We start from the raw sequence: 21,899 nt of genomic DNA, 5'->3' as shown, positions 1-21,899 counted from the left end.
TTATGATAGGCGTACAGATGGACCTGATTTCTGAAGACAAACTGTCTCGACTGACACCCATGGAGAAGATACGGCTGATCCTTGATGGGGTCAAGGAAGGTAAGATACTGGTGCTTGAGCGAGGACTGACCCCTTCAGAAGAAGCTAAACTTATCGAAATGACCATGACAGAGATCGCACCTGATGAGTTTGCAGGTATTGAGATAGAGAGTTATCCCAGTAAAAAGAACCAGAAACTATTAGATAAATTATTCAGAAAACCTGTCCTCAGGACCAGATTAACGGTCATCGGCCCTGCAAACCAGTTAAAGACCCTGAAAAAAGACCGGGACCTTATCAGCGCACTGGTATCTTCCCAGTGATGAAAAAAACAGAATTTCATAGCAGAGTGGAAATATGCCCCATAAATGTACCAGGTGTGAGAACATTTTCACGGATGGAGCCGTGGAGATACTTAACGGCTGCCCTAAGTGTGGCTGGAACAAGTTCCTCTTTGTCCGTGAAGAGCCCAAAACGCCACAGTCCGATACAGTAGCAGAAGATGTGGAGCGCGAACCTGCAAAGAAGTTCTTGAAAGAGATCGATGACTTCCTGGTTGACCACGGAGTTGAAGTAAAAGAAAAGGTTGAGCAGGAACCTGAAGAAGACCGGATCGAATCAGTAAGGATAATGGGTCCCGGTTCCTATGAACTCAATCTTGATGCCCTGCTGGAACGCAAGGAGATCATAATGGCAATGAAAGAAGATGGTACCTATATGGTACATCTGCCTTCGGTCTTCGATAATAAAAATCTGAAGAAAAAGAGAAAGAGATAGGCCAGTCTATTCATCCTGTCTGAAAAACACGTTGGGGGTTGATGCGACATTATATAACATCTCGGGATTTTCCTTGCCAGGGAACATGATAAAAGTGTCCACCGTGGAACCAAGTTTGTGGGAATCATAGAAAAAAACGCCTTCAATATCTTCATCCTGGTATCCTACATTGTATGCCATTACCCGGGCATGATTTTCTTTTATGCTGATTATCTTAATATCATCAAAATCGTAGAACAGGTCGGTCATGGCAGGTTCAATGTTTCCGCTGCCCAGGAAGAGTACATATAACCGGGCAATGAAGTCAAGTCTATATTCGACAGTAAATGAAACATTGGATCCCTGTGGTTGCATGCTGATTTCAGTAATATGAAGATACCTGGGCGAATCTGCACTTGCAGGACCAGGGGAAATAAGTAATGTGGCATTGAATAACACCAGCACCAACAGGATCATACGTTTCATTGTCAATTCCATCCGTTTTTATTCATACTAGGTATATAGCTAATACTCAATAATAATAATATCATCGAGCAAATTATTTATCTCTTTCTGTCACCTTAGCAGCTGCGGATATTGTATGTCTCAGGCGTTGCGAGCCACCGAGGTTCTTAATGGTCTTTTTTTCTTTGATATCCAGCACGTCGAAATCTCCGAGTAACCCTGACAACTCGGAAAGAGTAAAATAATGATACACTGAACCCGTATCCCGCCTGTATGTGAAAGGTTCCACTTCACGTCCGCCCATTCGCATATCCTCTCTGCCCAGCACTTCCATAATAAGTATGCCACCTGGTTCCAGTATCCTGTTGAACTCATCCAGTGCTGCTTTTTGCTCAGTTTCAAGCAAATGCTGCAAAACACCAAAACAAACCATTCCCTTGAAAATATTATCCTGAAATGGTAGATGGCAAGTATCGGCTGCTACCAGTTCCATCTCAAGATGACGGCGCCGTTTCGCTTTATCCAGTTCACCCAGGGCGACCCGCGAGATATCTATTCCGACCATGGTATATCCCTGCATGACAAGTGGTATGGTATATCTGCCAATTCCGCAACCTGCATCCAGTATAATACCTGAAGAAGGAGCATACTGGTGGAAATAATCCAGTGAATAGGGTCCTTTCCAGATGCCTCGGCGGTGTTCTTCTTCCCATGCCATGATATGGCTGAATGTTCGACCCATACAATGCTCAATAGTATAACAACGTTTATGTATAAATGTGAATTTTAATCAGCTAAGCAAGTATGGCTTTTCGAATGTAAAATAATATATTGAGGACATGACATGAAAAAAATAGTATCCATCACGTTGATAACCTGTATCGTTCTGGCGGGGTTATTGATCTCGGGCTGCACCGATAATAAAACAAGTACCGGTAATACCATTTCGCCATTCACACCCCCTGAAACCGTAGAGGATGTTTCCATCGCTGAAGTGTTGTCCGATCCTTTTGCGTATAACAATATCCGAATTACAGGTACGGTTAACCAGACCCTGGATGTCAGCGGGTATACATACATGGAATTGACCGATGAGAACAAGAGTATATGGGTAGCAGGATACTCAACGTCGCTTGAGAATGGTACTGAGGTCACTGCCTCGGGCAGTCTGATGATAAACTTCCCAAGCACATCGCTGGGCAGGACATTCGAAGTCCTGCTTATGGCTGATTCTGTTTCTGATGGTTCATCCACTACCACTTCTGAATCACCTCATGGCAGCAGCAACAATGATGTTGTTATAAATGACATCAATGTCACACCAGTCGAAGGAAGTACACAGATATCAGATATTATTTCAAATGCTGAATCTCTGAAAGGACAGGAAGTAAAAGTGACTGCGGTTGTTGTGAAATCTACTCCCCTCATTAGCGAATTGTTCCTTACGTTGGACGATGGCACAGGGCAGTTGAAAGTCAGGTGCCCGAATTCCTTTGTAGTTTCAGGCGGCGACAATGTCGTGGTCACCGGTATTGTCAGGACAGATGTTGACCTGGGTAGCGGGTATTATTATGAAGTATTGCTTGATGTTACTAATGTAGAGTAAATAATGTTACCATTAACCCATTATGGCTTGACCTGAAGTGATAGTATGGGAGAGTACCCGGTAGTAATGACCATCGCCGGCTCTGATTCCGGCGGTGGTGCAGGCATACAGGCTGACCTGAAGACTTTTTCGGCACTGGGAGCCCACGGCACATGTGCGCTCACTTCAATTACTTCACAGAACACCACCGGAGTGCTGGATTTCTATGACCTGCCGCCATCGGCCATTGCATCCCAGATAAGGGCCGTGGCATCGGATATGGATATTGCCTATGCCAAGACCGGTATGCTCTCCTCTTCTGAAATCATCCTGGCCGTGGCAGAAATGGTGCGGGAATACAGGATACCCCTGGTTGTTGACCCGGTCATGTCGGCAGAAGCGGGAGGCAGCCTGTTGCGAAGTGATGCCGTGAAAACCTTGCAGGAGGAACTCATCCCTCTGTCAAAGGTGGTGACGCCTAATATCCATGAAGCAGGCATGCTGGCAGGGATAAAGGTCAATGACTGGCAGGATGCGAAGGAAGCCGCCCGCCGTATAGCAGATGCGGGGGCCAATGCTGTGATCATCACGGGCGGGCATCTTGATGGTTCCGACCTGCTCTATGACGGGCTGGATTTTACCCTGGTAGAGGGGGAACTGGTCAGGGGCGGGACACACGGGGCAGGATGCACCTACTCGGCGGCCCTGACAGTTTTCCTGGCGACGGGACATTCATTGAGGGATGCGGCGGCAGGTGCCAAGCTGTTCGTGACCAGGGCCATTCTTGAGAGCCGTTCGGTGGGCAGGGGTGTAGGCCCGGTAAATCCCGGCAGGCATACCCTGAGAACCGCCCAGATGTACGAAGCGCTCAATGATGTCAGGGAAGCGGTTGCCATGCTGGAATCGTCTGCTGGTTTTGCCGCCCTCATTCCTGAGGTGGGCTGCAATGTGGCAGCCGCAGTACCCCACGCAGCCTCGGTGGACGAGGTATGTGCAGTGAGGGGCCGTATCGTCAGGCTCCATGACCGCGCCCGGGCCGTAGGTTGCCCGGCCTTCGGGGCCAGCAGCCATGTGGCCAGGATCGTGCTGGCTGCCATGCATCATGATGCAGGATTGCGGGCTGCACTGAACATCAGGTACTCTGAGGATATACTGGGTGTTATCGAGGATATAGGGCTGGCTGTTACCTCATTTGACCGGGCGCACGAGCCGGAGGGTGTCAGTACTATGGAATGGGGCACCCGGATTGCTATTGATTCGTACCGAAAGCTCCATAACCGGGTGCCTGATGTGGTGTTTGACCTGGGCGCGGTAGGCAAGGAGCCTATGGTTCGGTTGCTGGCGCACAGGGCTGTGGATGCTGCTGGCAGGGTGCTGGAGATTGCGAGGGGGCTGGGAGAGGAGTAATGTGTGAGTGGGTGGGCGATGTGGGGATGGTGGCTGAGGCGATTATGCGCAAGACCTGTGTCAAGTCGGATATCGAGATCATAGATATGGCGGTCAATCCTGACCATGTCCATATATTTATGAAATATCCTCCAAAATATTCCGTAGGTTATATATCAAAGATGATCAAAGGTAGAAGTAGCAGAGTGCTCAGGAAGGAGTTTCCCCATTTGAAGGAGTGGTGTGGTGACCATTTTTGGGCTCCGAATTGTTACCACGGCTCTGTTGGCAATGGCTGGGATGTGGTTGAGAAATATATCTCAGCACACAATTCATTTGAGCATAACAGGAGATAATCCTGAAAAAACGCTATATACAGGCTCGGTACATTTGTAAGGGGTATACCGTTCCCTGTATACCTCGGGAACGTTCCCAATTTTCTATGAACGGTTCGGCTGGACAAAGCGAGAGACTGTGCATTATAAAAAGAAAGAGCGGACCATAATGGAAGTGAAAGTGCTTGGCTAGCGATCAGGTGTTCGGCCGGGGTGTCAAGTTTTAAAATATAGGTATAACCGACAAATCCAAAAGCATTTCAACTATGCGTATACGAGAAGCCACCATTGGATGCCCCAGATAGAGTGAAGCAACGTCCGTGGTCGTTGACTGCAGGTGGGCGGTTCTTCATTTTCTTGGAAAGGGATATGAAGTTAGTTAAATCTTCCTGAATCTGAAATTCAGGTGTGAATAGTACCGATCATCAAGGACAGCTTTATTTCAGAAGAACATATCGGGCAGATACTGGAAAAGGAATTTAGATCAACAACGACCTTACATCGGCTTTGCTTGATTCCAGTAATACATATACAGCCTGAAAGTCAGGATTGAAAGACCGGACCTGTGCGGCAGGTTACAGTCCAACGGATCGCTTCGGGCCTTGTACCAACAAAAGTATTATCGTGCCACCAGTACAGTGCACCTGGCCTTTCTGACCACTTCAAGCGCCACGCTTCCCATCTCACGGTCGAACTCACTCTCACCCTTGCTGCCCATTACAATAGTATGTACTTTGTACTGGTCTGCAGCGTCCAGAATGGCCCTGGCAATGGATTCTGCACATTGCCCTTTCTTCGGCATCCGCTGTATGCTGACCCCCACCAGGATCTTGTGCACCTCGACGCCCATCTCTTCCCCGATCTCAACCACACGCTTGAGCACTTCCTCCCCTTTTGCCACCAGCTCCTCCCGGGTCGAATCCTTCCTTGCCACGGCTACGTAAATAGCTGCAATACGAATATTGTAGGACCTGGCTATCTTCATGGCCGCTATCTCAGCTTTCTTGCCCCATACCGAGCCGTCGGTCGCCATTAGGATCTCGTATTTCGTCATGCTACTACCTCTGTTCTTTTGATCTTCTGCTCGAATCTATTCATTGCCATCATCAGGCCGAATATCACGGCCTGGGGCCTGGGGGGACAGCCAGGGATATAGATATCCACCGGCAATACCCTGTCAACACCACCGCCGCTTGCGTACGTATCGCCAAATATCCCGCCATTGCATGCACATGACCCCATGGCGGCCACCAGTTTGGGTGAAGGGGTTGCATTATAGGTCTTGAGCAGGGCAAGTTCCATGTTCCTTGTAACCGGACCGGTCACCAGCAGCATATCCGCATGGCGGGGAGAAGCCACGATATGTACACCGAACCGCTCAATATCGTAGATTGGATTTGAGAGTGAGTTCACTTCAACCTCGCAGCCATTGCATGAACCAGCATCCACTTCACGTATATGCAGCGAGCGGCCGAATATCTTCGTTATTCTGGAGCGCAACTGCTGCCCCATTATCTGGACCTCATCTTCAATCGTCATACGTTCCTCCGAATTATACTCAACAGGTCATCCCTTGTCCTGGAAGCCATTTCATATTCCTGTGTAAGTTTGATCGCATCTTGAGAACATACCTCCTCGCAACGGCCACAGAATATACATCCACAGTATGACAAAGTAAGCACCATTTCCCCCTTCTCTTCCCTGAGTTCTATCACGTTGGAAGGGCACACTGCGGCACATTCCCCGCAAAAGGTACATGTATCTGGGAATAGGTCCGGTTTTCCACGGAAATCGAGCGGGGCAATATCCGGTTCTTGTGGATATTTCGTGGTCTGGATTCCCGTTTTCAGGGTCATTTCTAGGATTTTTAACATAGTATCACCTACATATCATTGCCAGAGTAGGACAGGCTCAGGCTCTTGTTGATAATGGGAAAGTCAGGCACGATATTATCAAGCACTGCATATTCAATTGAAAGCCAGTTGCAAAATGAGGGGTCACGTACCTTACACCGTTCGATCCTCCCGTCCCTGACCATCACCCAGTACAGGTTCTCTCCCCTCGGGGCTTCAGTATATCCGAATGCATACCCGTCAGGGACATCCTTTACCCTGGCATCAATATCACCTTCCGGTAAAGATGCAAGTGCCTGCTGTATTATACTGATGGATTCAAACACCTCATGAGAGCGTATCCTTGTCCGTGCATACACATCCCCGTCATTGCGCACCGGCACGTTGAAATCAAGGTTTGGATACGCTGCATACGGATGGTCCCGCCTTGTATCCCTGTCTATTCCTGATGCACGTCCTGCCGGACCAACCACATGCAAGGCTTTTGCCGTATCATTACTGATGCGACCCGTGGTTTCAATCCTTTCCAGCACAGAAGATGTTTCCAGCAGCATCTCGATAAACTCCCGGAAATGATCATCCAGTGAGGTGAGTGCAAGCAGGATTTCTTCTTTCTTATGACCGATATCCCGCCTCACGCCTCCGATGGCGTTCATGCCTCTTAACAGCCTGCTTCCGGTAACAACCTCGTTCAATCGCATAACATCTTCTTTCAGTTTGTTGGCATGAGCTGCACCGGCTGCAAAGGCCACATCAGTAGCGATCCCTGCAATGTCTCCCAGGTGATTGTACAGCCGTTCAAGCTCCAGCAGTATCGTCCTGATATATTGCGCACGGGACGGGACCCCGATACCTGCCAGCTTTTCTATGGCCTGGCAAAAAGCCACGGCATGTGCCACCGAGTTATCACCGGATACCCGTTCTGCCAGGAATACCCCTTTATCTATTGAGATATTCTCGAACAGCTTTTCCACACCCTTATGGGTATAGAAATGCCGTATCTCCAGATTGATGATAGGCTCTCCTGCCACGCTGAACCTGAAGTGTCCGGGTTCAATTACCCCTGCATGCACGGGCCCCACCGGTATCTCATAGACGCCCTCGCCTTCCACACGGCGGTACACATACTCCCCCTCCACGCGTGGCGGTTTTGCAGCGATATCAAAATCCTTTCTCAAAGGATACAATCCATCAGGCCAGTCCTCGAACATGACCAGGCGCCTCGGGTCTGGATGACCCACCGGCCGCAGTCCGAACATATCCTGTATCTCCCGCTCGTACCAGTTGGCTGCCGGGATCACGGGAGTAAGGGAGCGGAACTGCGGCATAGTTTCATTGACATGTATCTTTAGGATAATGAACGAGTCCCCGGAATCAACGGAAAATACATAATGCAGGATAAAATTGCCTGTCTTTTTCCTCTCGTCGGTGGCGAAGATGAGGATAAGGGGCAGACCAAAATGGTAGTACAGGCAGTTACACATCTTAATGAGCGATTCCTTCTCTACGGTGAGATAGACCTCGTTCAGGTTCAGGGACTCTTCAATGATAGTGCTGCCAAATTCTTTGCGTAATGCTTCTCTATAGATTCTCATCGTATCATCCCACAATCTCGACCACTTGCATCAGCATATCATAGAAGAACGTGGGAATATATATTCCCAGGAACAGTACGAACACAAGTAAAATTCCCATGGCTCCCAGCGTCCATCTGCTCATATCTCCAGTTATTATCCCGGTTTTTGGTATCCCGAATGCCATGTTACTGATATGATTGAAAAAGCCGGCAAATATCATGATAATAAATAACAATAACAGTACTGACGAGACCACATGCCCCTGCGAGAACCCTGATGCAAGTATGGTAAATTCACTTATGAAGATACTGAATGGAGGTGAACCAGTGATGGCAAGCCCTCCCAGAATGAGCATCGTACCGGTCACTGGCATTGATTTCACGATCCCGCTCACCTTGCTGATCTCTTTTGTGTCATGCTTTAGCAGGACATTCCCCACAGCAAAGAACATCAGGGATTTTGTCATGGCGTGATTGAACATGTGAAGTATTGCGCCAAGGATGCCGAACGTACCACCAAACCCGATCCCTATGGCTATTATTCCCATATGTTCCACGCTGCTGTACGCCAGTAAGCGTTTGTAATCTTCCTGCAGGATAATGAACGGTACCGCAATACCCAGGGACAACAGCCCGAATATGATCAGGAGGTTGCTGGTAAAGGCATCACCTGTGGAAGCCGTAGCAATGGTATAAAAACGGATGATACCGTACATGGCACAGTTGAGCAGCACGCCTGAGAGCAGGGCACTGACGGGAGTGGGTGCCTCGCTGTGGGCATCAGGCAGCCAGGTATGCATGGGGGCAAGCCCTGCCTTGGTACCGTATCCAATAAGGATGAATATGAAGGCCAGCTTCATTATAGTGGGGTCGAACTGGTCGGCAACTTCGATAAGAGAGGTCCAGTTCAGTGCATTTCCTGTTTCTCCCAGTATCTTTACTGCAGCATAATAGGTGAGTATGGTCCCGAAGAGTGCGAACGTGATACCTACGGTACAGATAACCATATATTTCCAGGCAGCTTCAATTGAGGATTTCCTGGAGTACAGGATCATTAAGAGTGCTGATACCAGGGTGGTCATCTCGATGGCTATCCATAATCCCAGGTTATTGGTAACACCCACCAGCAGCATCGTGAACATGAAGAGATGGTACAGGATATAATACAGTTTCAGCTTTTTGACATCCATTATGCCATGTTCGAATTCGTGGCCCATATACCCGATCGAATACATCGATGCCACGAAACCGACCAGGGAAACGATCAATACAATAAATGCGCTGAAAGCGTCGGCAAAGAGGGAATTTTCCCATGTGACGATAGGCCCGTATCTGAACACGTTGTATACGAGTACCAGGCCAAGACCCAGGGTGGTAATGGAACCTGCGATGCTTATGGTCTCAATCTGTTTTCGACTGTTTGTGAAGGCGCACAATATACTGGTAAGCAAGGGAGCAAGGAGAAGATATTCTATCATTTTTATCACCCGATCAATGTTTTTAGCATGTCTGTATCAATACTTTCGAACGTCCGGTTTATCCTGAAGATCAGTATACCCATTATCAGCACACCTATCAATACATCAAAAAAGATACCCAATTCAACGAGCAGCGGCATACCATAGGTAAGCGATATAGCTCCCAGGAACAACCCGTTTTCCATTATCAGGATCCCCAGCATCTGCATCAATGCCTTTTTGCGGCTTATCATTATGAAAAGCCCGATGGAGACCAGTGACATGGAAGCTGACAGGCTCAGGCTGGACAGTTCTGACAGGATATGGATGGATTTAATTAAATAATACGAAATAACAAACAGCACACCGCCAATGATCAATGAGGGTGAGATGTTGACATACAGTTCCACTTCTTTCTTGACCTTTATCTCATTGATTATATAAATGAATATATACGGGATTATGGCTGCTTTTATTACCAGGGTCAAGAATGCCACGATATAAATATCAAATTTTCCTGTAGAATATGCAACAATACCGGCAACGCACGCCAGTAATAATGACTGGATGCTAAATGCCCTGACACATGAATACAATCGTTTCGAGCTCAGTATCATAAACGTGGTGACCAGGATCAAGGCTATGATCAATTGTACCAGTTCAGACCCGAGTATCAGTTCTGACATGTTTATCCTCCTTTTACAATAATGAACGAAACAATTGCCAGGAACGAAAGCATAAGCGAGAACGATAATAATTCAGGCAGCCTGAACAACCTCCATTTTGCAGTAGAGGTTTCGATCACGGCCATGAACGCGCCGAGGATCACTATCTTTATGGCGAAAACCATGATGGACACAAGTATGGCTGTTGCATTCCAGCCTGTGGCTATTCCCCAGGGGAAAAATATGTTCGCAAGGAGAGAGAAGACCAGCAGTTGTTTCATCATTGACCCCAGTTCGATTATTGCCAGCTGCCGGCCCGAGTATTCCAATATCATGGCCTCGTGTATCATAGTAAGTTCAAGATGCGTAGCTGGATTATCCACCGGGATGCGTCCGGTCTCTGCTATTGCAATGACAAATAATGCCACAAATGCCAGCATCTGGTATGGGGACAGACCTTCAAATCCCATCATCGACACGGTCTGTGCAATGTAGCCGAGGTTTGTTGAGCCGACATTGAGCGCCACTGCAAAAATGGACAGCATCAATGCAGGTTCCACCATTGCAGCCACGAACATCTCACGGCTGCCGCCCATCCCCCCGAACGCACTTCCTGCATCCAGCGACGCCAGGGCAATAAAGAACCGGGCCAGGGCGAATAAGTAGACGACTGCGATGAGGTCCCCGGCAAAGCCAAAGGGCATTATTGTAATATAGATAGGGACCATAAGACCCGCTGTGAGTACCGCTACAAAAGAAACGAGCGGTGCTGCATGGAATATCCAGGATACTTCTTTCGATACCACTGAATCTTTGCGCATGAGCTTTGCAAGATCGAAATATGGCTGGAAAATGCCGGGGCCTTTACGTATCTGGAAGACGGCTTTTATTTTTTTAATAATTCCACTTAAGAGCGGGGCCAAGGTAAGGATGATAAGTATCTGGAGAAAAATAATGGCGATTTGTGTTAACATTGTCAGGTACCTCCTGCTATCACGGTCATGAAAAGAATAACAAGTGTTGCGAAGATATATGCAAGATATGCATGGATACTGCCTGTCTGGATGATCTTGACCCTTCTTGACCTTGACTGGACGAAGCTGATTACAGGGTTATAGAGATAGAGCTCAAATAATTGCGCTATTGAAGATTCAAATTTGAATGAATCTTTAATAAATGTGGATGAGGAATATGTTGCCTGGGTCTCATCTACCGGCCTGTAGAGGTTTTTAAACCATATCTGAACCGGTTTTGAAAATGCTGCTGAAGTATATTCCTGTCTCGCACAGGATCGGGGCTGGCCGCAACCCCAGGTCTCATATACTCGCTGATTACCTGCGCGTGTCAGAATCAGAATCAGTATCAATAAAGGCACTAACAGCAACAGTAACAGCACTGGTGGGGAAAGAGAGATCTGGGATGGTAGAATAATGGTCCCGACAGACCCTGATACTACGGGGCTGTTTGCACCGGTGAATGTCCTGACAATTCTATCCAATACAGGCAGGACATATACGGGCAGTATCCCCAGTAATAACGATAATAATGCCAGAATTCCCATTCCCAAAAGCATTGGTCTGTTTACTTCAATTGCATTTGCCGCATGTTCACTTCGCGGAAGTGCCAGGAATCCTATGCCAAAGGTCTTTATGAAACAATAGGCAGCAAGGGCGCCAGTCAATGCCAGCACTGCTGCACTGACCGATAATGTGATCATGGCAAAGTTATCATGCACATTGAAACTCTGGAGCAATGATTGGAATGTAAGCCACTCGCTTACAAAACCGCTAAACGGCGGTAATGCTGAAATGGATAATATCCCGATCAGGATAAGGACGCTGCTAACCGGCATCTTCTTGATAAGTCCGCCCAGATGTTCCAGATTTTTTGTATGCGTTGAAAATATGACTGCACCCGCCCCCATGAACAATAGACTCTTGAATACTGAATGGTTCAGCAGGTGGTAAAGGGCGGCAATTGCTGCCAGGGATGAAAGACCTGGATGACCGCCAGACAAAAAGACCATTGAAGCACCGATACCGATCAGGATAATACCAATATTCTCAATACTGCTGAATGCAAGCATCTTCTTGATATCAGGTTCCATTATGGCATATAAAATGCCCAGCAAAGCTGATACGGTGCCGGCCATAAGTACCAGATAACCCCACCATGGTTCGCTTGCTCCGAGAAAATCGAAGCTGACCCTTATAAGCATAAAGATGGCAGTCTTGATCATGACTCCTGACATGAGTGCTGAAACATTACTGGGCGCCACTGGGTGGGCATACGGAAGCCAGATATGAAGGGGGACGATACCTGCCTTTGTTCCAAAACCAATAAGGGCAAACAGGAAGGCTGCATCCCTGAGCATGAACGGCATATTCGAGCCTGCCAGGCGGAAAGAGTCAAAGCTGAAGCTGCCACTGGTCCCGGCAAATATCAGAAAGGACATGATAATAAAACCAGTACCGATATGGGTCATTATCAAATAGATAATACCGTTTTTCCTGTTCTCCTGCTTTTCATGTTCATAAACCACAAGGAAATAGGAAATTATTGACATCACTTCCCAGACTATCAGGAACATGATGGCATTATTTGCACTTACCACCAGGATCATTGAAATAATGAACAGGTTATAGAGAAAACCCAGGTACCCGATATTTTTTTTTCCGAAATATTCCCTGACATACCCGATCGAGTATAGGGAAACTGCAAATACGGATATTGATATTACGAGAATAAAAAATGCTGATAGGTTGTCAATAAAAAGGCCATTAGCCAGGAAGCTGGAGCTTGGAAGATCGAAGGTGTATGTGTCACCAAAAATCACTGAAATCGAAAACACAATCCCGATAATGGCTGCAAGAGCAGCACTGGTGAAAGCAGTATACGTGCATAGTCTATCGTTTCTGTTCAGTATGAGTGATGATGAGGCACCTGCAATATAAAAAACTATTAGTCCAATAAATAAATAATCATGTATCATAATTCACCAAAAAAAATATTTTACCAACAAACGCTATTGGCACAAACAAGGCATGACCTAATTGTTTTGAAAATCAACTCTTGTAATCATTTATTTTTTATTAATAGAGCTCTGTATTACATGCAATCCAGTATTTAATCCTAACCCTAAGAAAATCATCTTCAAATGTCATCCTCCACTACCTACATATATCAATGCAATTACCAGGGTGATGAGTATGTAAAGGAGATATGTTTGTATGTATCCGGTCTGGATAAGCGTCATCAGTCTTGATATATTAAGAACGATCCAGATGACAGGACCATACAAATACTTTTCAAATACCGGATTTATTTGTGAATCGAAAATAATCCTTTTTTTAAGGTACGGGGAATCAGTGTACGTGGTCTGGATCTCCCTGTGAGGCCGGTAGATATTGGCGAACCACATGCGTATGGGTTTTGAGAAAGCTGTTGAAGTATATTCATTTCGTGAACCAATTACGGGTTGGCCACATCCCCAGGTCTCATATTCCCGTATGGAGGTCCGGCGTACATAAAGATACACAATGAATGGCAGGGGCAGTACAACGAATACCAGGAGGGCGATAACAAGGGGGGAAATACTTGCAGGATGCTCAGACAGTGAAGTAATAAAAAGTCCACCCCCCATCCTGGAACCTATACTTGTTCCTACATGTTGCATGGATATTGAATCAAGAATCCTGACAATATACCATGGCAAAACGCCAAGAGCAATGCATGCAATTGAAAGAATGCCCATTCCGGTCAACATTGAGATGGGTACCTCTTTTGCGTCCTCTGCGTGATGGCTTCTTGGGATTGCAAGAAAACTTATGCCAAATGCCTTAACGAAACAAGCTGCTGCCAGGGCACTGGTGAGGGCGAGACCTGCCCCGCTGAAAAGTACCGCAATTTTCGTAATGTTATCAGTAAGATTGATACTGAGCAACTGGGCCTGGAACGTAAGCCATTCGCTCACAAAACCATTAAATGGGGGCAGAGCCGAAATCGAGATGGCTCCGATCAGGAAAAAAAGGGCAGTCCAGGGCATCTTTTTTATGAGTCCTCCGTAATCTTCGATATTTTTTGTATGGGTCGAATAGATCAATGAACCGGCTCCCATAAAGAGCAGGGATTTGAATACTGCATGGTTTACCAGGTGATAGAGCCCGGCGATCAATCCAAATGCCGCCAGTTCAGGCTGTCCCGAAGACATGAAGATCATGGCAATGCTCACTCCAATCAGGATGATGCCAATATTTTCAACGCTGTGGTAGGCAAGCAGTCGTTTCATATCATGTTCCATCAATGCATACATTACTCCCACAAGCGCCGATACCGAGGCTAAGACCAGAAGTAGTATTCCCCACCACAATTCAGTAGCTCCCAGGAAATCAAAAAAGACCCTGATGAACATGTATATAGCAGTCTTGATCATTACCCCGGACATCAGTGCCGATACATTGCTGGGTGCGGCCGGGTGAGCATAAGGGAGCCAGATGTGCAATGGGACGATACCGGCCTTTGTCCCGAAACCGAGAAGTGCGAATAAAAATGCGAGGTTCTTTAAAAATGGTGGCAGTTGTGTACCAGCACCCACGAACGTATCAAAATCGAAACTGCCGCTTGCACCAATAAATATCAGGAATGATATGATTATGAACCCTGTTCCGATATGGGTCATCACTATGTAGATAAAACCGGCTTTCCTTGTTTGCGGTTTTTCATGTTCATATAATACAAGGAAATAAGATATTACTGACATCACTTCCCAGGCGATCAAAAAGAAGATGGCATTATTGCAGGTGGTTACAAGGATCATTGACAGGATGAATGTATTATACAAAAAACCAAGGTAACCGATATCCTTTTTCCCAAAATACTCCTTTACATAACCCAGGGAATAGATGGAGACTGCAAAAACGGTAATGGATATAACTAATATGAAAAATGCGGAAAGCTTATCGATAAAAAAGCCGAAATGTATCAGGGATGTTCCGGGCAATTCAAAGGAAATATCACTTCCGAATATCACTGATAAGGAAAAAACAGTTCCGAGAATGGATGCAATGATCGAGCTTACGAAAGATGCATACGTGGCGAGATAATCTTTTTTATGAAGGATGATGGCCAGCACTGCACCTGATAAATATGTACCTACTATTCCAAAAAACAGATTCGTAGATATCATCATTAAAAAAATTTCAGACCTCTGCTATTCTGTTATAGTCATATCCGCAATCGAACTCGATAGTGAAATACCAGCTTTTTATAATAAACAGGTAAATCTTGAGGTTATACAAGTATTTAAAATTTTCGGGAATTTTTAAATACGATTTTTTTATGGATAAGGGCTCTTCCTTCGTTTCATGGTGTAAACTCAGGATTAAATTGAGTCACGTTAATTGGGTGATTTTACTTTGGGGAGCATAATGAAAAAAAATATTGAAAAAAAGAGTCCATTGACTATATTAAAGTCTTATTCAAACTTTGCTATAGTGATACTGGACTCTCATTTCCATCCTAATTAATCCAATTATACGATTGGATAAAAAATTATTTCTTAGGCAGAGGAGCTTTTCTTGCTCTGAGCTGTTCATTGAATTTCTTCAATCTATCACTTTCTGCTTTTGAAACTTTATCCGCCATTTCAATTCACCTCTTATATTTTCTATTTCTCTTCGTCAAACAGCAGCAATTGCTGTGACGAAAATCATATCCAAGATGATACCCCTTCCCATGGATTGCAGATATCTGTAATCATGAGAACAGATACATATTATATGTGGGGGTGATTATACATAAATATATGTGATAGTTAAAAAAGGGTACTAATTTTTGAATCTACATATTATCTTATAAAGGAGCATAACCCTAGAGAAGTCTTCACAAACAAAAATGAGTGAATCAACATGGTAAAAATAAAAGGACACGAAATCGGTCCAATAATTGTTAACAACGCTGGTAATCGAAGAGCTCTGCAATATAAGAATAATATTGTTACGGTTTTGAGAAGGATCGGTGTTAACGAAAATGACATTCACATCCCTCTTGAAAATATAGCGACTAAAAAAGCCAAGGCTTCTGCAACCTGGTACCTGTCAGGTTATCGAATGCAGTATAGTCATAACCTGCAAAGTAAATATGTAGAAAATCTTCATGTTATATTCAAAGTAATTGAGATCCAGGCAAATCTGGTGATGTCTGAGAAAAATACATTATCCGATTTTATTTCAGAGTTCAAAGAGGATAAAGATGTTGATATTAGGCGCAAAGAGGCGCGAGAGTTCTTTGGTTGCGACCCGGATGAGACTGATTTTGAGATAATTCATACAAAATACAAGGCGATGGCAAAAGAATTGCACCCGGATATGTCAACGGGGGACACTGAAAAATTCAAGATGCTTAATATTGCACATAAGATACTGAAGAGAGAATTGACTTAGGTCACTTCAGACCTCGCGGTATTAAAAATTCATTTAATTATTCATTGTTTCCTTATTATGTGGAATAATTCAGGGCAGTACCGATTTTTCCTTTTAGGAGATACACCATGGTCAACAACCCCTTCACAAAATTCGAGGTATATGCATGGATGTTCGGAAATTATCTTGAATAAATCAATTTCATTCACGATTCCTGTCCCTTCCCATCAGAAATGCTTATCCCCCCTAACCACGAAATTAGCATTATCATAACTAAAACGGAGTATTAAAAATGTCAAACGTGGATGTACTACTTGGGGAAAAACGCACGTTCTATCCCCCGAAAGAGATCGTTGAGAACAGCAATGTAAAGCAGTGGATGGATGCACATAACATCCCTGACATTGAGACCCTCTACCAGCGCAGTAAGGACATCGAATGGTTCTGGGGAGAAGTGGAAAAAGACCTTGTAGAATGGTACAGCCCCTATGACAAAGTACTGGACAGTTCAGATGCCCCTTTCTACCACTGGTTCACCAAGGGCAAGTACAATATCGTTCATGATGCCCTCGATCGTCACATGGGAACATCCACCGAGAACAAAGTGGCATACATCTTTGAATCGGAACAGGGCAACGTCACTGAACTCACCTACCATGACCTGTATCACGAAGTCAACCGGTTGGCCAACGGCCTGAAACGCCTGGGTGTGGGTAAAGGCGACCGGGTGGCCCTCTATATGCCTATGATACCAGCCTTGCCCATTGCCATGCTCGCCTGCGCCCGGATAGGTGCCATACACAGTGTCGTATTCTCGGGTTTCAGCCCCCGCGCACTCCAGGACAGGATACAGGATTCGGGCGCGAAGGTCCTCATCACAGCAGATGGGTTCTGGAGAAAAGGCAAGGTCATCAGCCTTAAAGCCCTGGCCGATGAAGCAGTCAAGGGTACTGGCATTGAACATACTATTTGCTATCAATGGGCGCAGTGCGATGTACCCATGCGTAAACGGGATATATGGTGGCACGACCTGCTCGCTGACCAGCCTGATGAATGCAACGCAGAGATCATGGACTCGGAAGACCCTCTCTTTATCCTGTATACCTCGGGTACCACAGGTAAACCCAAAGGCGTAGTACACGTGCACACCTACTCGGTAGGAGTAGCCCTCACCCTTAAATGGGTCTTTGACCTCAAACCGGAGGACGTGTGGTGGTGTTCCGCTGACATAGGCTGGATCACTGGACACAGTTACATTGTGTTTGGGCCGCTCATGCTGGGTATCACTTCGGTGCTCTATGAAGGCGCTCCAGCCCATCCCGAACCGAACCGGCTGTGGGAAATGGTAGCACGTCACGGTATTACCGTGCTCTATACTTCCCCAACATCCATCAGGATGCATATGCGCTTTGGTGATGAATGGACTCAAAAGGATGATATGAGCAGCCTGAGACTGCTTGGTACTGTGGGCGAACCCATCAATCCGGAAGCCTGGATGTGGTACTATGAAAAAATTGGTAAAAGCCGGTGCCCGATCATGGACACGTGGTGGCAGACCGAGACCGGGTGTTTTGTCATTTCTCCGCTGCCATTTTTGCCATTGAAACCCGGGTCTGCGACTAGGCCACTACCCGGTTTCGGTGCAAAAGTGCATGACCCTGAAGGCAAACCCGTTGTGAATGAAGGGGGTAGCCTGGTACTCACATCACCCTGGCCATCCATGCTGCGCACTCTCTATAATGAACCCCGGCGATACGTGGAAAAATACTGGACCGAACAGGGTGATTTCAAATCAGGCGACATCGCCAGGGTAGACAGTGACGGCTACTTCTGGATACAGGGCAGGGGTGATGATGTGCTCAATGTATCCGGGCACAGGATAGGGAATTCTGAAGTTGAATCAGCCCTGGTCAGCCATTCATCAGTGAGCGAAGCCGCTGTGGTAGGCAGGCCCGATGATATTAAAGGTGAGAGCATTGCAGCATTCGTGGTGTTAAAGATGGGTGTTGAGCCAGGAGATGAACTGATGAAGACCCTTCGCAATCATGTCGGAGAAGAGATAGGCAAGATAGCCAGGCCAGACATCATTTATTTCGTGGACGACCTTCCCAAGACCCGAAGCGGCAAGATCATGCGACGGGTAGTGCGTTCAGCCCTCATTTCAAAAGAAGTGGGTGATATCTCCACACTGGCAAATCCTGAAGCTGTGAAAGGAATAGAAGATGCTGTGAATAACAAGAATTAGCAGTCGTTCCATCGAAGTACGTATCGAATAAAAGTAGTTAATGCCTATTTTGCACAAGTTTAATAGGTTAAAACATAATGGTACTAGTATGAAACACTGCCCCAGTGGTATTGCATATCTGGACGAAGTGCTGGGCGGTGGTCTGCCCAAACCCTCCCTGATACTCATCGCAGGGACTGCGGGAGCGGGAAAGACCACCTTTGTGCTTCAATCATTATCACATGCAGCAGAGAACGGGGAAACGGCAGTATATATGCCTATTACCTCCCAATCGTTCAACAAATTGATGGATTATCTCCGTTGTTATCCTTTTTTCAGTGAAAAAGTACTTGTCCGGCCCATAGACCGTTCTACAGCCGAAAAAGACCCGCTGACAACACTGCTCGATATGGGGAATATCCTTGCTTCCACGAATCCGGACCGGCTTGTAATAAATCCCCTTGATACCCTGGGATTTGGGTTTCCATCTCACGAAAAACGTCGTTTCGCCTACTCTTTTGATGCCATGATACAGGACTGGTCCGCCCAGACCATGGTCACAGGAGAGCTGAACCGGCCCCAGTTACACCAGTCCATACTCCCCCATATTGCCGATGGTATCATCTTTCTTGACAGGGAATTGAGCGGGGATAGAGTAGTCCGGAAGATGGAAATAATGAAATGGCGCGGGATGGGGCACAATATGAACAATACGTCTTCTGCGCATGAGTTCAAGATCAACTCAAAGGGCATATCCATATTCCCTAAACTGGATTCCACTTCCGCCCCCCGGTCGGTAGGCCAGGGAAGATTATCTACTGGTGTGAAAGACCTTGACGATATGATGCGGGGGGGCATTCCAGAGCAATCTTTTATCGTTGTCAATGGCGGTGCCGGTGCAGGCAAGACCATAATGGGGCTTCAATTTATGTGTGCAGGTCTTGAACTGGGCGAACACGGCATCATTGTGCTTTTTGAGGAGAAGCAGGAACAATTGATGCATGAGGCAAGCAGGATGGGATGGGACCTTGATGGATTTATCAAGAACGGGCAGCTACATATTTTCTATTCAAATCCTAACACTATCCTGCCTGACGAACATAACCTGATAATAAAATCCTATGTGGAGGAGTTGGATGCAAAGCGGTTGTTCTATGATGGTGTGTACAACCTTGAATCTGCACTGCCAGATGCACTCGACCTCAAGAACCATATCCGTCTGCTCATCGATTTCTTAAAAGGCAGGGGAGTCACGACAATGCTTACCAACGAAGTTCCAGAACTGTTCAGTCCGGAAAAGATGCCCGGACCGGGAATATCATCCCTTGCAGACGGCATCATCATGCTCTATTTCCTGGACCATCAAAACCGGTACGAACGTGCCATGTCTATCCTGAAACTGAGGGGCACCGACCATGACAGGTCTGCGCGGAAATATATTATCGGGGATAGAGGAATTGAGATAGTCCAGAAAGGATTTGCCGTGAAATAGCAAAAATCAAAAAAGTAAAAAAAAGAAAAACAACAAAAAATGAATCACAAAATAAAAGAAGCAAAAATAAAATGACCTATTCCGGTATGAACTTCGTACCGTAATAGATCATGCCTTTCTCGCTTTCTTCGCCAAGTTTCCTGAACACTGAGCGGACCCTCATCCCAATCTCCATTTCGTTCTGGTCACATACCACCTGTCCGGTCAGGGACGGCCCCTCGTCCAGTTTTATGATCGCCAGGTTATAGGGTGTCTGCATTTCATAGCCCTTGGCGGCAGTATGAATAACAGTATAGGTAACAACTTTGCCTTTACCCTCGAACTTGTGGTCTTCCATTTTTCCATCCCTGCGGCAGGTAGGACACATCTGCCTTGGCGGGAAATAATGTTCTCCACAGGTGGTACAGTGGGTACCTATCAGATTATACCTGTTGGGAATCTTTCTCCAGAATCTCGCTACTGTCATTTAGATCACCTGTTCCTCGAAAGTATATGCACAACAGCAGTACCGCCGGAACCGCCCACGTTATGGGTCATGCCAACTTCGGCGCCGTCCACCTGGCGCTTGCCTGCAGTTCCACGCAATTGCTGGGTAATTTCCACAGCCTGCTTGATACCTGTGGCGCCGACCGGGTGTCCGCACGCTTTCAGGCCGCCTGATGTATTCACCGGTATTCGCCCGCCAATAGCAGTATCGCCTGCTTCGGTGGCCCTGCCGCCATCCCCTTTCCTGAAAAATCCCAGGTCTTCGATGGCACAGATCTCAGCTATGCTAAAGCAGTCATGAACCTCTACCATGTCGATATCGTCCGGTGTCATCCGTGCCATTTTATAGGCTCTCTGTCCTGCTGCCACTGTGGCATCCAGTGTAGTGATATCTGCCCTGTCATGCAGGGAGATAGTTCCGCTGGCCTGGGTTGTAGCTTTCACGTACACCGGTGTATCAGTATATTTTTTGGCAATATCAGCCGCTGCCACCACAACAGCAGACGCACCATCCGATATTGGCGAACAGTCGAACATATGCAGAGGGTCTGCCACCATATTTGAGTTCAGCACGGTATCTATGCTTATTTCATTCTTGAACTGGGCGATGGGATTCATGGTACCGTTATGATGGTTTTTCACAGAGGCTGCTGCAAGTTGCTCAGAAGTAGTGCCATACGTATGCATATGAAGTTTTGCTATCATGGCATACAATCCCGGAAATGTGGCGCCCATTATGCCTTCCCATTCCCTGTCAGCAGCTGCTGCAAGTGCATCAGTGGCCGTATCCATACCCACGTCCGTCATCTTCTCTGCACCCGCTGCCACCACAATATTATCATGTCCGGAAGCTACGGAAAGAATGGCCTGGCGCAGGGCGAGACCACCTGAAGCACATGCCGCCTCTACCCTGGTAGCAGGTACATGCAGGTTACTGGCTAGCCCGGCATAATCCGCGATGAGACTGCCTATGTGTTCCTGTTCAACAAACCTGCCGCCGCTCATGTTACCAACATACATGCTGTCAATCTCTTCACCCTGGATGCCTGCATCCTCGATCGCTATCACACCTGCTTCCACGAACAGGTCCCTGAAGGAACGGTCCCACAGTTCACCAAAGTTAGTACAGCCAATTCCAATAATAGCTACGTCTCTCATTTT

At 46.5% G+C, this 21,899-nt stretch carries 21 protein-coding genes; 8 read left to right on the top strand and 13 right to left on the bottom strand.

The window, feature by feature from the left end:
* Positions 1-2: 2 nt before the first annotated feature.
* Positions 3-362 carry a DUF2073 domain-containing protein gene (locus tag K0A89_07055; GenBank protein MBW6518244.1) on the top strand — a complete coding sequence of 120 codons (360 nt, stop codon included), beginning with the start codon at positions 3-5 and terminating at the stop codon, positions 360-362.
* 34 nt (positions 363-396) lie between these two features.
* Positions 397-816 (top strand): Zn-ribbon domain-containing protein, encoded by a 420-nt coding sequence (locus tag K0A89_07050; protein ID MBW6518243.1) that lies wholly within the window; start codon positions 397-399, stop codon positions 814-816.
* A gap of 6 nt (positions 817-822) precedes the next feature.
* On the opposite strand, the gene K0A89_07045 is transcribed toward K0A89_07050, so the two are convergent.
* Both K0A89_07045 and K0A89_07040 read right to left on the bottom strand, forming a co-directional pair.
* On the bottom strand, positions 823-1,281 hold the full coding sequence (locus K0A89_07045) for a hypothetical protein (GenBank protein ID MBW6518242.1): 459 nt from the start codon (positions 1,279-1,281) through the stop codon (positions 823-825).
* A 73-nt stretch (positions 1,282-1,354) separates the two neighbouring features.
* A complete protein-coding gene (locus K0A89_07040) occupies positions 1,355-2,002 on the bottom strand; it encodes a class I SAM-dependent methyltransferase (GenBank protein ID MBW6518241.1) in 648 nt (215 codons plus the stop codon).
* A 102-nt stretch (positions 2,003-2,104) separates the two neighbouring features.
* Here K0A89_07040 and K0A89_07035 point away from each other — a divergent pair, with 102 nt between their 5' ends.
* The 3 genes from K0A89_07035 to tnpA are packed head-to-tail and all read left to right on the top strand — an operon-like array spanning position 2,105 to position 4,587.
* Entirely contained in the window at positions 2,105-2,866 is a 762-nt protein-coding gene (locus tag K0A89_07035) for a hypothetical protein (GenBank protein MBW6518240.1), read from the top strand.
* Positions 2,867-2,911: 45 nt separating this feature from the next.
* On the top strand, positions 2,912-4,252 hold the full coding sequence (gene thiD / locus K0A89_07030; protein ID MBW6518239.1) for a bifunctional hydroxymethylpyrimidine kinase/phosphomethylpyrimidine kinase: 1,341 nt from the start codon (positions 2,912-2,914) through the stop codon (positions 4,250-4,252).
* A complete protein-coding gene (gene tnpA, locus K0A89_07025) occupies positions 4,252-4,587 on the top strand; it encodes an IS200/IS605 family transposase (protein ID MBW6518238.1) in 336 nt (111 codons plus the stop codon). Before thiD ends, tnpA begins: the two co-directional genes overlap by 1 nt.
* A 598-nt stretch (positions 4,588-5,185) precedes the next feature.
* Here the strand turns inward: tnpA and K0A89_07020 are convergent.
* The 9 genes from K0A89_07020 to hyfB (K0A89_06980) form a co-directional block, all read right to left on the bottom strand.
* Positions 5,186-5,620 (bottom strand): universal stress protein, encoded by a 435-nt coding sequence (locus K0A89_07020; GenBank protein ID MBW6518237.1) that lies wholly within the window; start codon positions 5,618-5,620, stop codon positions 5,186-5,188.
* A complete protein-coding gene (locus K0A89_07015; GenBank protein MBW6518236.1) occupies positions 5,617-6,105 on the bottom strand; it encodes an NADH-quinone oxidoreductase subunit B family protein in 489 nt (162 codons plus the stop codon). The genes K0A89_07020 and K0A89_07015 overlap by 4 nt, the downstream gene beginning before the upstream one ends.
* Positions 6,102-6,440, bottom strand: a complete 339-nt coding sequence (locus K0A89_07010) for a 4Fe-4S dicluster domain-containing protein (GenBank protein ID MBW6518235.1) — start codon at positions 6,438-6,440, stop codon at positions 6,102-6,104. The genes K0A89_07015 and K0A89_07010 overlap by 4 nt, the downstream gene beginning before the upstream one ends.
* Positions 6,441-6,448: 8 nt before the next feature.
* Positions 6,449-8,014 (bottom strand): NADH-quinone oxidoreductase subunit C, encoded by a 1,566-nt coding sequence (locus tag K0A89_07005; GenBank protein MBW6518234.1) that lies wholly within the window; start codon positions 8,012-8,014, stop codon positions 6,449-6,451.
* Positions 8,015-8,018: 4 nt separating this feature from the next.
* Positions 8,019-9,473: a hydrogenase 4 subunit F gene (locus K0A89_07000; protein ID MBW6518233.1), complete on the bottom strand. Its 1,455-nt coding sequence runs from the start codon at positions 9,471-9,473 to the stop codon at positions 8,019-8,021.
* 5 nt (positions 9,474-9,478) lie between these two features.
* Entirely contained in the window at positions 9,479-10,138 is a 660-nt protein-coding gene (locus K0A89_06995) for a hypothetical protein (GenBank protein ID MBW6518232.1), read from the bottom strand.
* 2 nt (positions 10,139-10,140) lie between these two features.
* Complete coding sequence (locus K0A89_06990) at positions 10,141-11,091, bottom strand: NADH-quinone oxidoreductase subunit H (protein MBW6518231.1); 951 nt, start codon at positions 11,089-11,091, stop codon at positions 10,141-10,143.
* Between the two features lie 2 nt (positions 11,092-11,093).
* Positions 11,094-13,109, bottom strand: coding sequence for a hydrogenase 4 subunit B (gene hyfB, locus K0A89_06985; GenBank protein ID MBW6518230.1), 2,016 nt, complete (start codon positions 13,107-13,109; stop codon positions 11,094-11,096).
* 168 nt (positions 13,110-13,277) lie between these two features.
* Positions 13,278-15,302, bottom strand: a complete 2,025-nt coding sequence (gene hyfB / locus K0A89_06980; GenBank protein ID MBW6518229.1) for a hydrogenase 4 subunit B — start codon at positions 15,300-15,302, stop codon at positions 13,278-13,280.
* Between the two features lie 721 nt (positions 15,303-16,023).
* Here hyfB (K0A89_06980) and K0A89_06975 point away from each other — a divergent pair.
* The 3 genes from K0A89_06975 (at position 16,024) to K0A89_06965 (ending at position 20,252) form a co-directional block, all read left to right on the top strand.
* Positions 16,024-16,557: a J domain-containing protein gene (locus K0A89_06975; protein MBW6518228.1), complete on the top strand. Its 534-nt coding sequence runs from the start codon at positions 16,024-16,026 to the stop codon at positions 16,555-16,557.
* 271 nt (positions 16,558-16,828) lie between these two features.
* The gene (acs, locus tag K0A89_06970; protein MBW6518227.1) at positions 16,829-18,781 is read left to right on the top strand and encodes an acetate--CoA ligase; all 1,953 of its coding nucleotides are present in this window, start codon (positions 16,829-16,831) and stop codon (positions 18,779-18,781) included.
* Positions 18,782-18,869: 88 nt separating this feature from the next.
* Entirely contained in the window at positions 18,870-20,252 is a 1,383-nt protein-coding gene (locus K0A89_06965) for a circadian clock protein KaiC (protein ID MBW6518226.1), read from the top strand.
* A 76-nt stretch (positions 20,253-20,328) separates the two neighbouring features.
* On the opposite strand, the gene K0A89_06960 is transcribed toward K0A89_06965, so the two are convergent.
* Together K0A89_06960 and K0A89_06955 are read right to left on the bottom strand one after the other, a co-directional pair.
* Positions 20,329-20,718, bottom strand: a complete 390-nt coding sequence (locus tag K0A89_06960) for a Zn-ribbon domain-containing OB-fold protein (GenBank protein ID MBW6518225.1) — start codon at positions 20,716-20,718, stop codon at positions 20,329-20,331.
* A 5-nt stretch (positions 20,719-20,723) separates the two neighbouring features.
* On the bottom strand, positions 20,724-21,896 hold the full coding sequence (locus K0A89_06955; protein MBW6518224.1) for a thiolase domain-containing protein: 1,173 nt from the start codon (positions 21,894-21,896) through the stop codon (positions 20,724-20,726).
* Positions 21,897-21,899 lie beyond the last annotated feature (3 nt).

The organism is ANME-2 cluster archaeon (assembly GCA_019429385.1).
Lineage (GTDB): Archaea > Halobacteriota > Methanosarcinia > Methanosarcinales > Methanocomedenaceae > Methanocomedens_B.
Note: the sequence above shows the minus strand (reverse complement) of the source record. Positions and strands in the feature narration are given on the sequence as shown.

What these genes read in the sequence shown, in the direction of transcription:
- K0A89_07055 (MBW6518244.1), top strand. Translation starts at nt 3, where the DNA reads ATGATAGGCGTACAGATGGACCTGATTTCTGAAGACAAACTGTCTCGA.
- K0A89_07050 (MBW6518243.1), top strand. Translation starts at nt 397, where the DNA reads ATGCCCCATAAATGTACCAGGTGTGAGAACATTTTCACGGATGGAGCC.
- K0A89_07045 (MBW6518242.1), bottom strand. Translation starts at nt 1,281, where the DNA reads ATGAAACGTATGATCCTGTTGGTGCTGGTGTTATTCAATGCCACATTA.
- K0A89_07040 (MBW6518241.1), bottom strand. Translation starts at nt 2,002, where the DNA reads ATGGGTCGAACATTCAGCCATATCATGGCATGGGAAGAAGAACACCGC.
- K0A89_07035 (MBW6518240.1), top strand. Translation starts at nt 2,105, where the DNA reads ATGAAAAAAATAGTATCCATCACGTTGATAACCTGTATCGTTCTGGCG.
- thiD (MBW6518239.1), top strand. Translation starts at nt 2,912, where the DNA reads ATGGGAGAGTACCCGGTAGTAATGACCATCGCCGGCTCTGATTCCGGC.
- tnpA (MBW6518238.1), top strand. Translation starts at nt 4,252, where the DNA reads ATGTGTGAGTGGGTGGGCGATGTGGGGATGGTGGCTGAGGCGATTATG.
- K0A89_07020 (MBW6518237.1), bottom strand. Translation starts at nt 5,620, where the DNA reads ATGACGAAATACGAGATCCTAATGGCGACCGACGGCTCGGTATGGGGC.
- K0A89_07015 (MBW6518236.1), bottom strand. Translation starts at nt 6,105, where the DNA reads ATGACGATTGAAGATGAGGTCCAGATAATGGGGCAGCAGTTGCGCTCC.
- K0A89_07010 (MBW6518235.1), bottom strand. Translation starts at nt 6,440, where the DNA reads ATGTTAAAAATCCTAGAAATGACCCTGAAAACGGGAATCCAGACCACG.
- K0A89_07005 (MBW6518234.1), bottom strand. Translation starts at nt 8,014, where the DNA reads ATGAGAATCTATAGAGAAGCATTACGCAAAGAATTTGGCAGCACTATC.
- K0A89_07000 (MBW6518233.1), bottom strand. Translation starts at nt 9,473, where the DNA reads ATGATAGAATATCTTCTCCTTGCTCCCTTGCTTACCAGTATATTGTGC.
- K0A89_06995 (MBW6518232.1), bottom strand. Translation starts at nt 10,138, where the DNA reads ATGTCAGAACTGATACTCGGGTCTGAACTGGTACAATTGATCATAGCC.
- K0A89_06990 (MBW6518231.1), bottom strand. Translation starts at nt 11,091, where the DNA reads ATGTTAACACAAATCGCCATTATTTTTCTCCAGATACTTATCATCCTT.
- hyfB (MBW6518230.1), bottom strand. Translation starts at nt 13,109, where the DNA reads ATGATACATGATTATTTATTTATTGGACTAATAGTTTTTTATATTGCA.
- hyfB (MBW6518229.1), bottom strand. Translation starts at nt 15,302, where the DNA reads ATGATATCTACGAATCTGTTTTTTGGAATAGTAGGTACATATTTATCA.
- K0A89_06975 (MBW6518228.1), top strand. Translation starts at nt 16,024, where the DNA reads ATGGTAAAAATAAAAGGACACGAAATCGGTCCAATAATTGTTAACAAC.
- acs (MBW6518227.1), top strand. Translation starts at nt 16,829, where the DNA reads ATGTCAAACGTGGATGTACTACTTGGGGAAAAACGCACGTTCTATCCC.
- K0A89_06965 (MBW6518226.1), top strand. Translation starts at nt 18,870, where the DNA reads ATGAAACACTGCCCCAGTGGTATTGCATATCTGGACGAAGTGCTGGGC.
- K0A89_06960 (MBW6518225.1), bottom strand. Translation starts at nt 20,718, where the DNA reads ATGACAGTAGCGAGATTCTGGAGAAAGATTCCCAACAGGTATAATCTG.
- K0A89_06955 (MBW6518224.1), bottom strand. Translation starts at nt 21,896, where the DNA reads ATGAGAGACGTAGCTATTATTGGAATTGGCTGTACTAACTTTGGTGAA.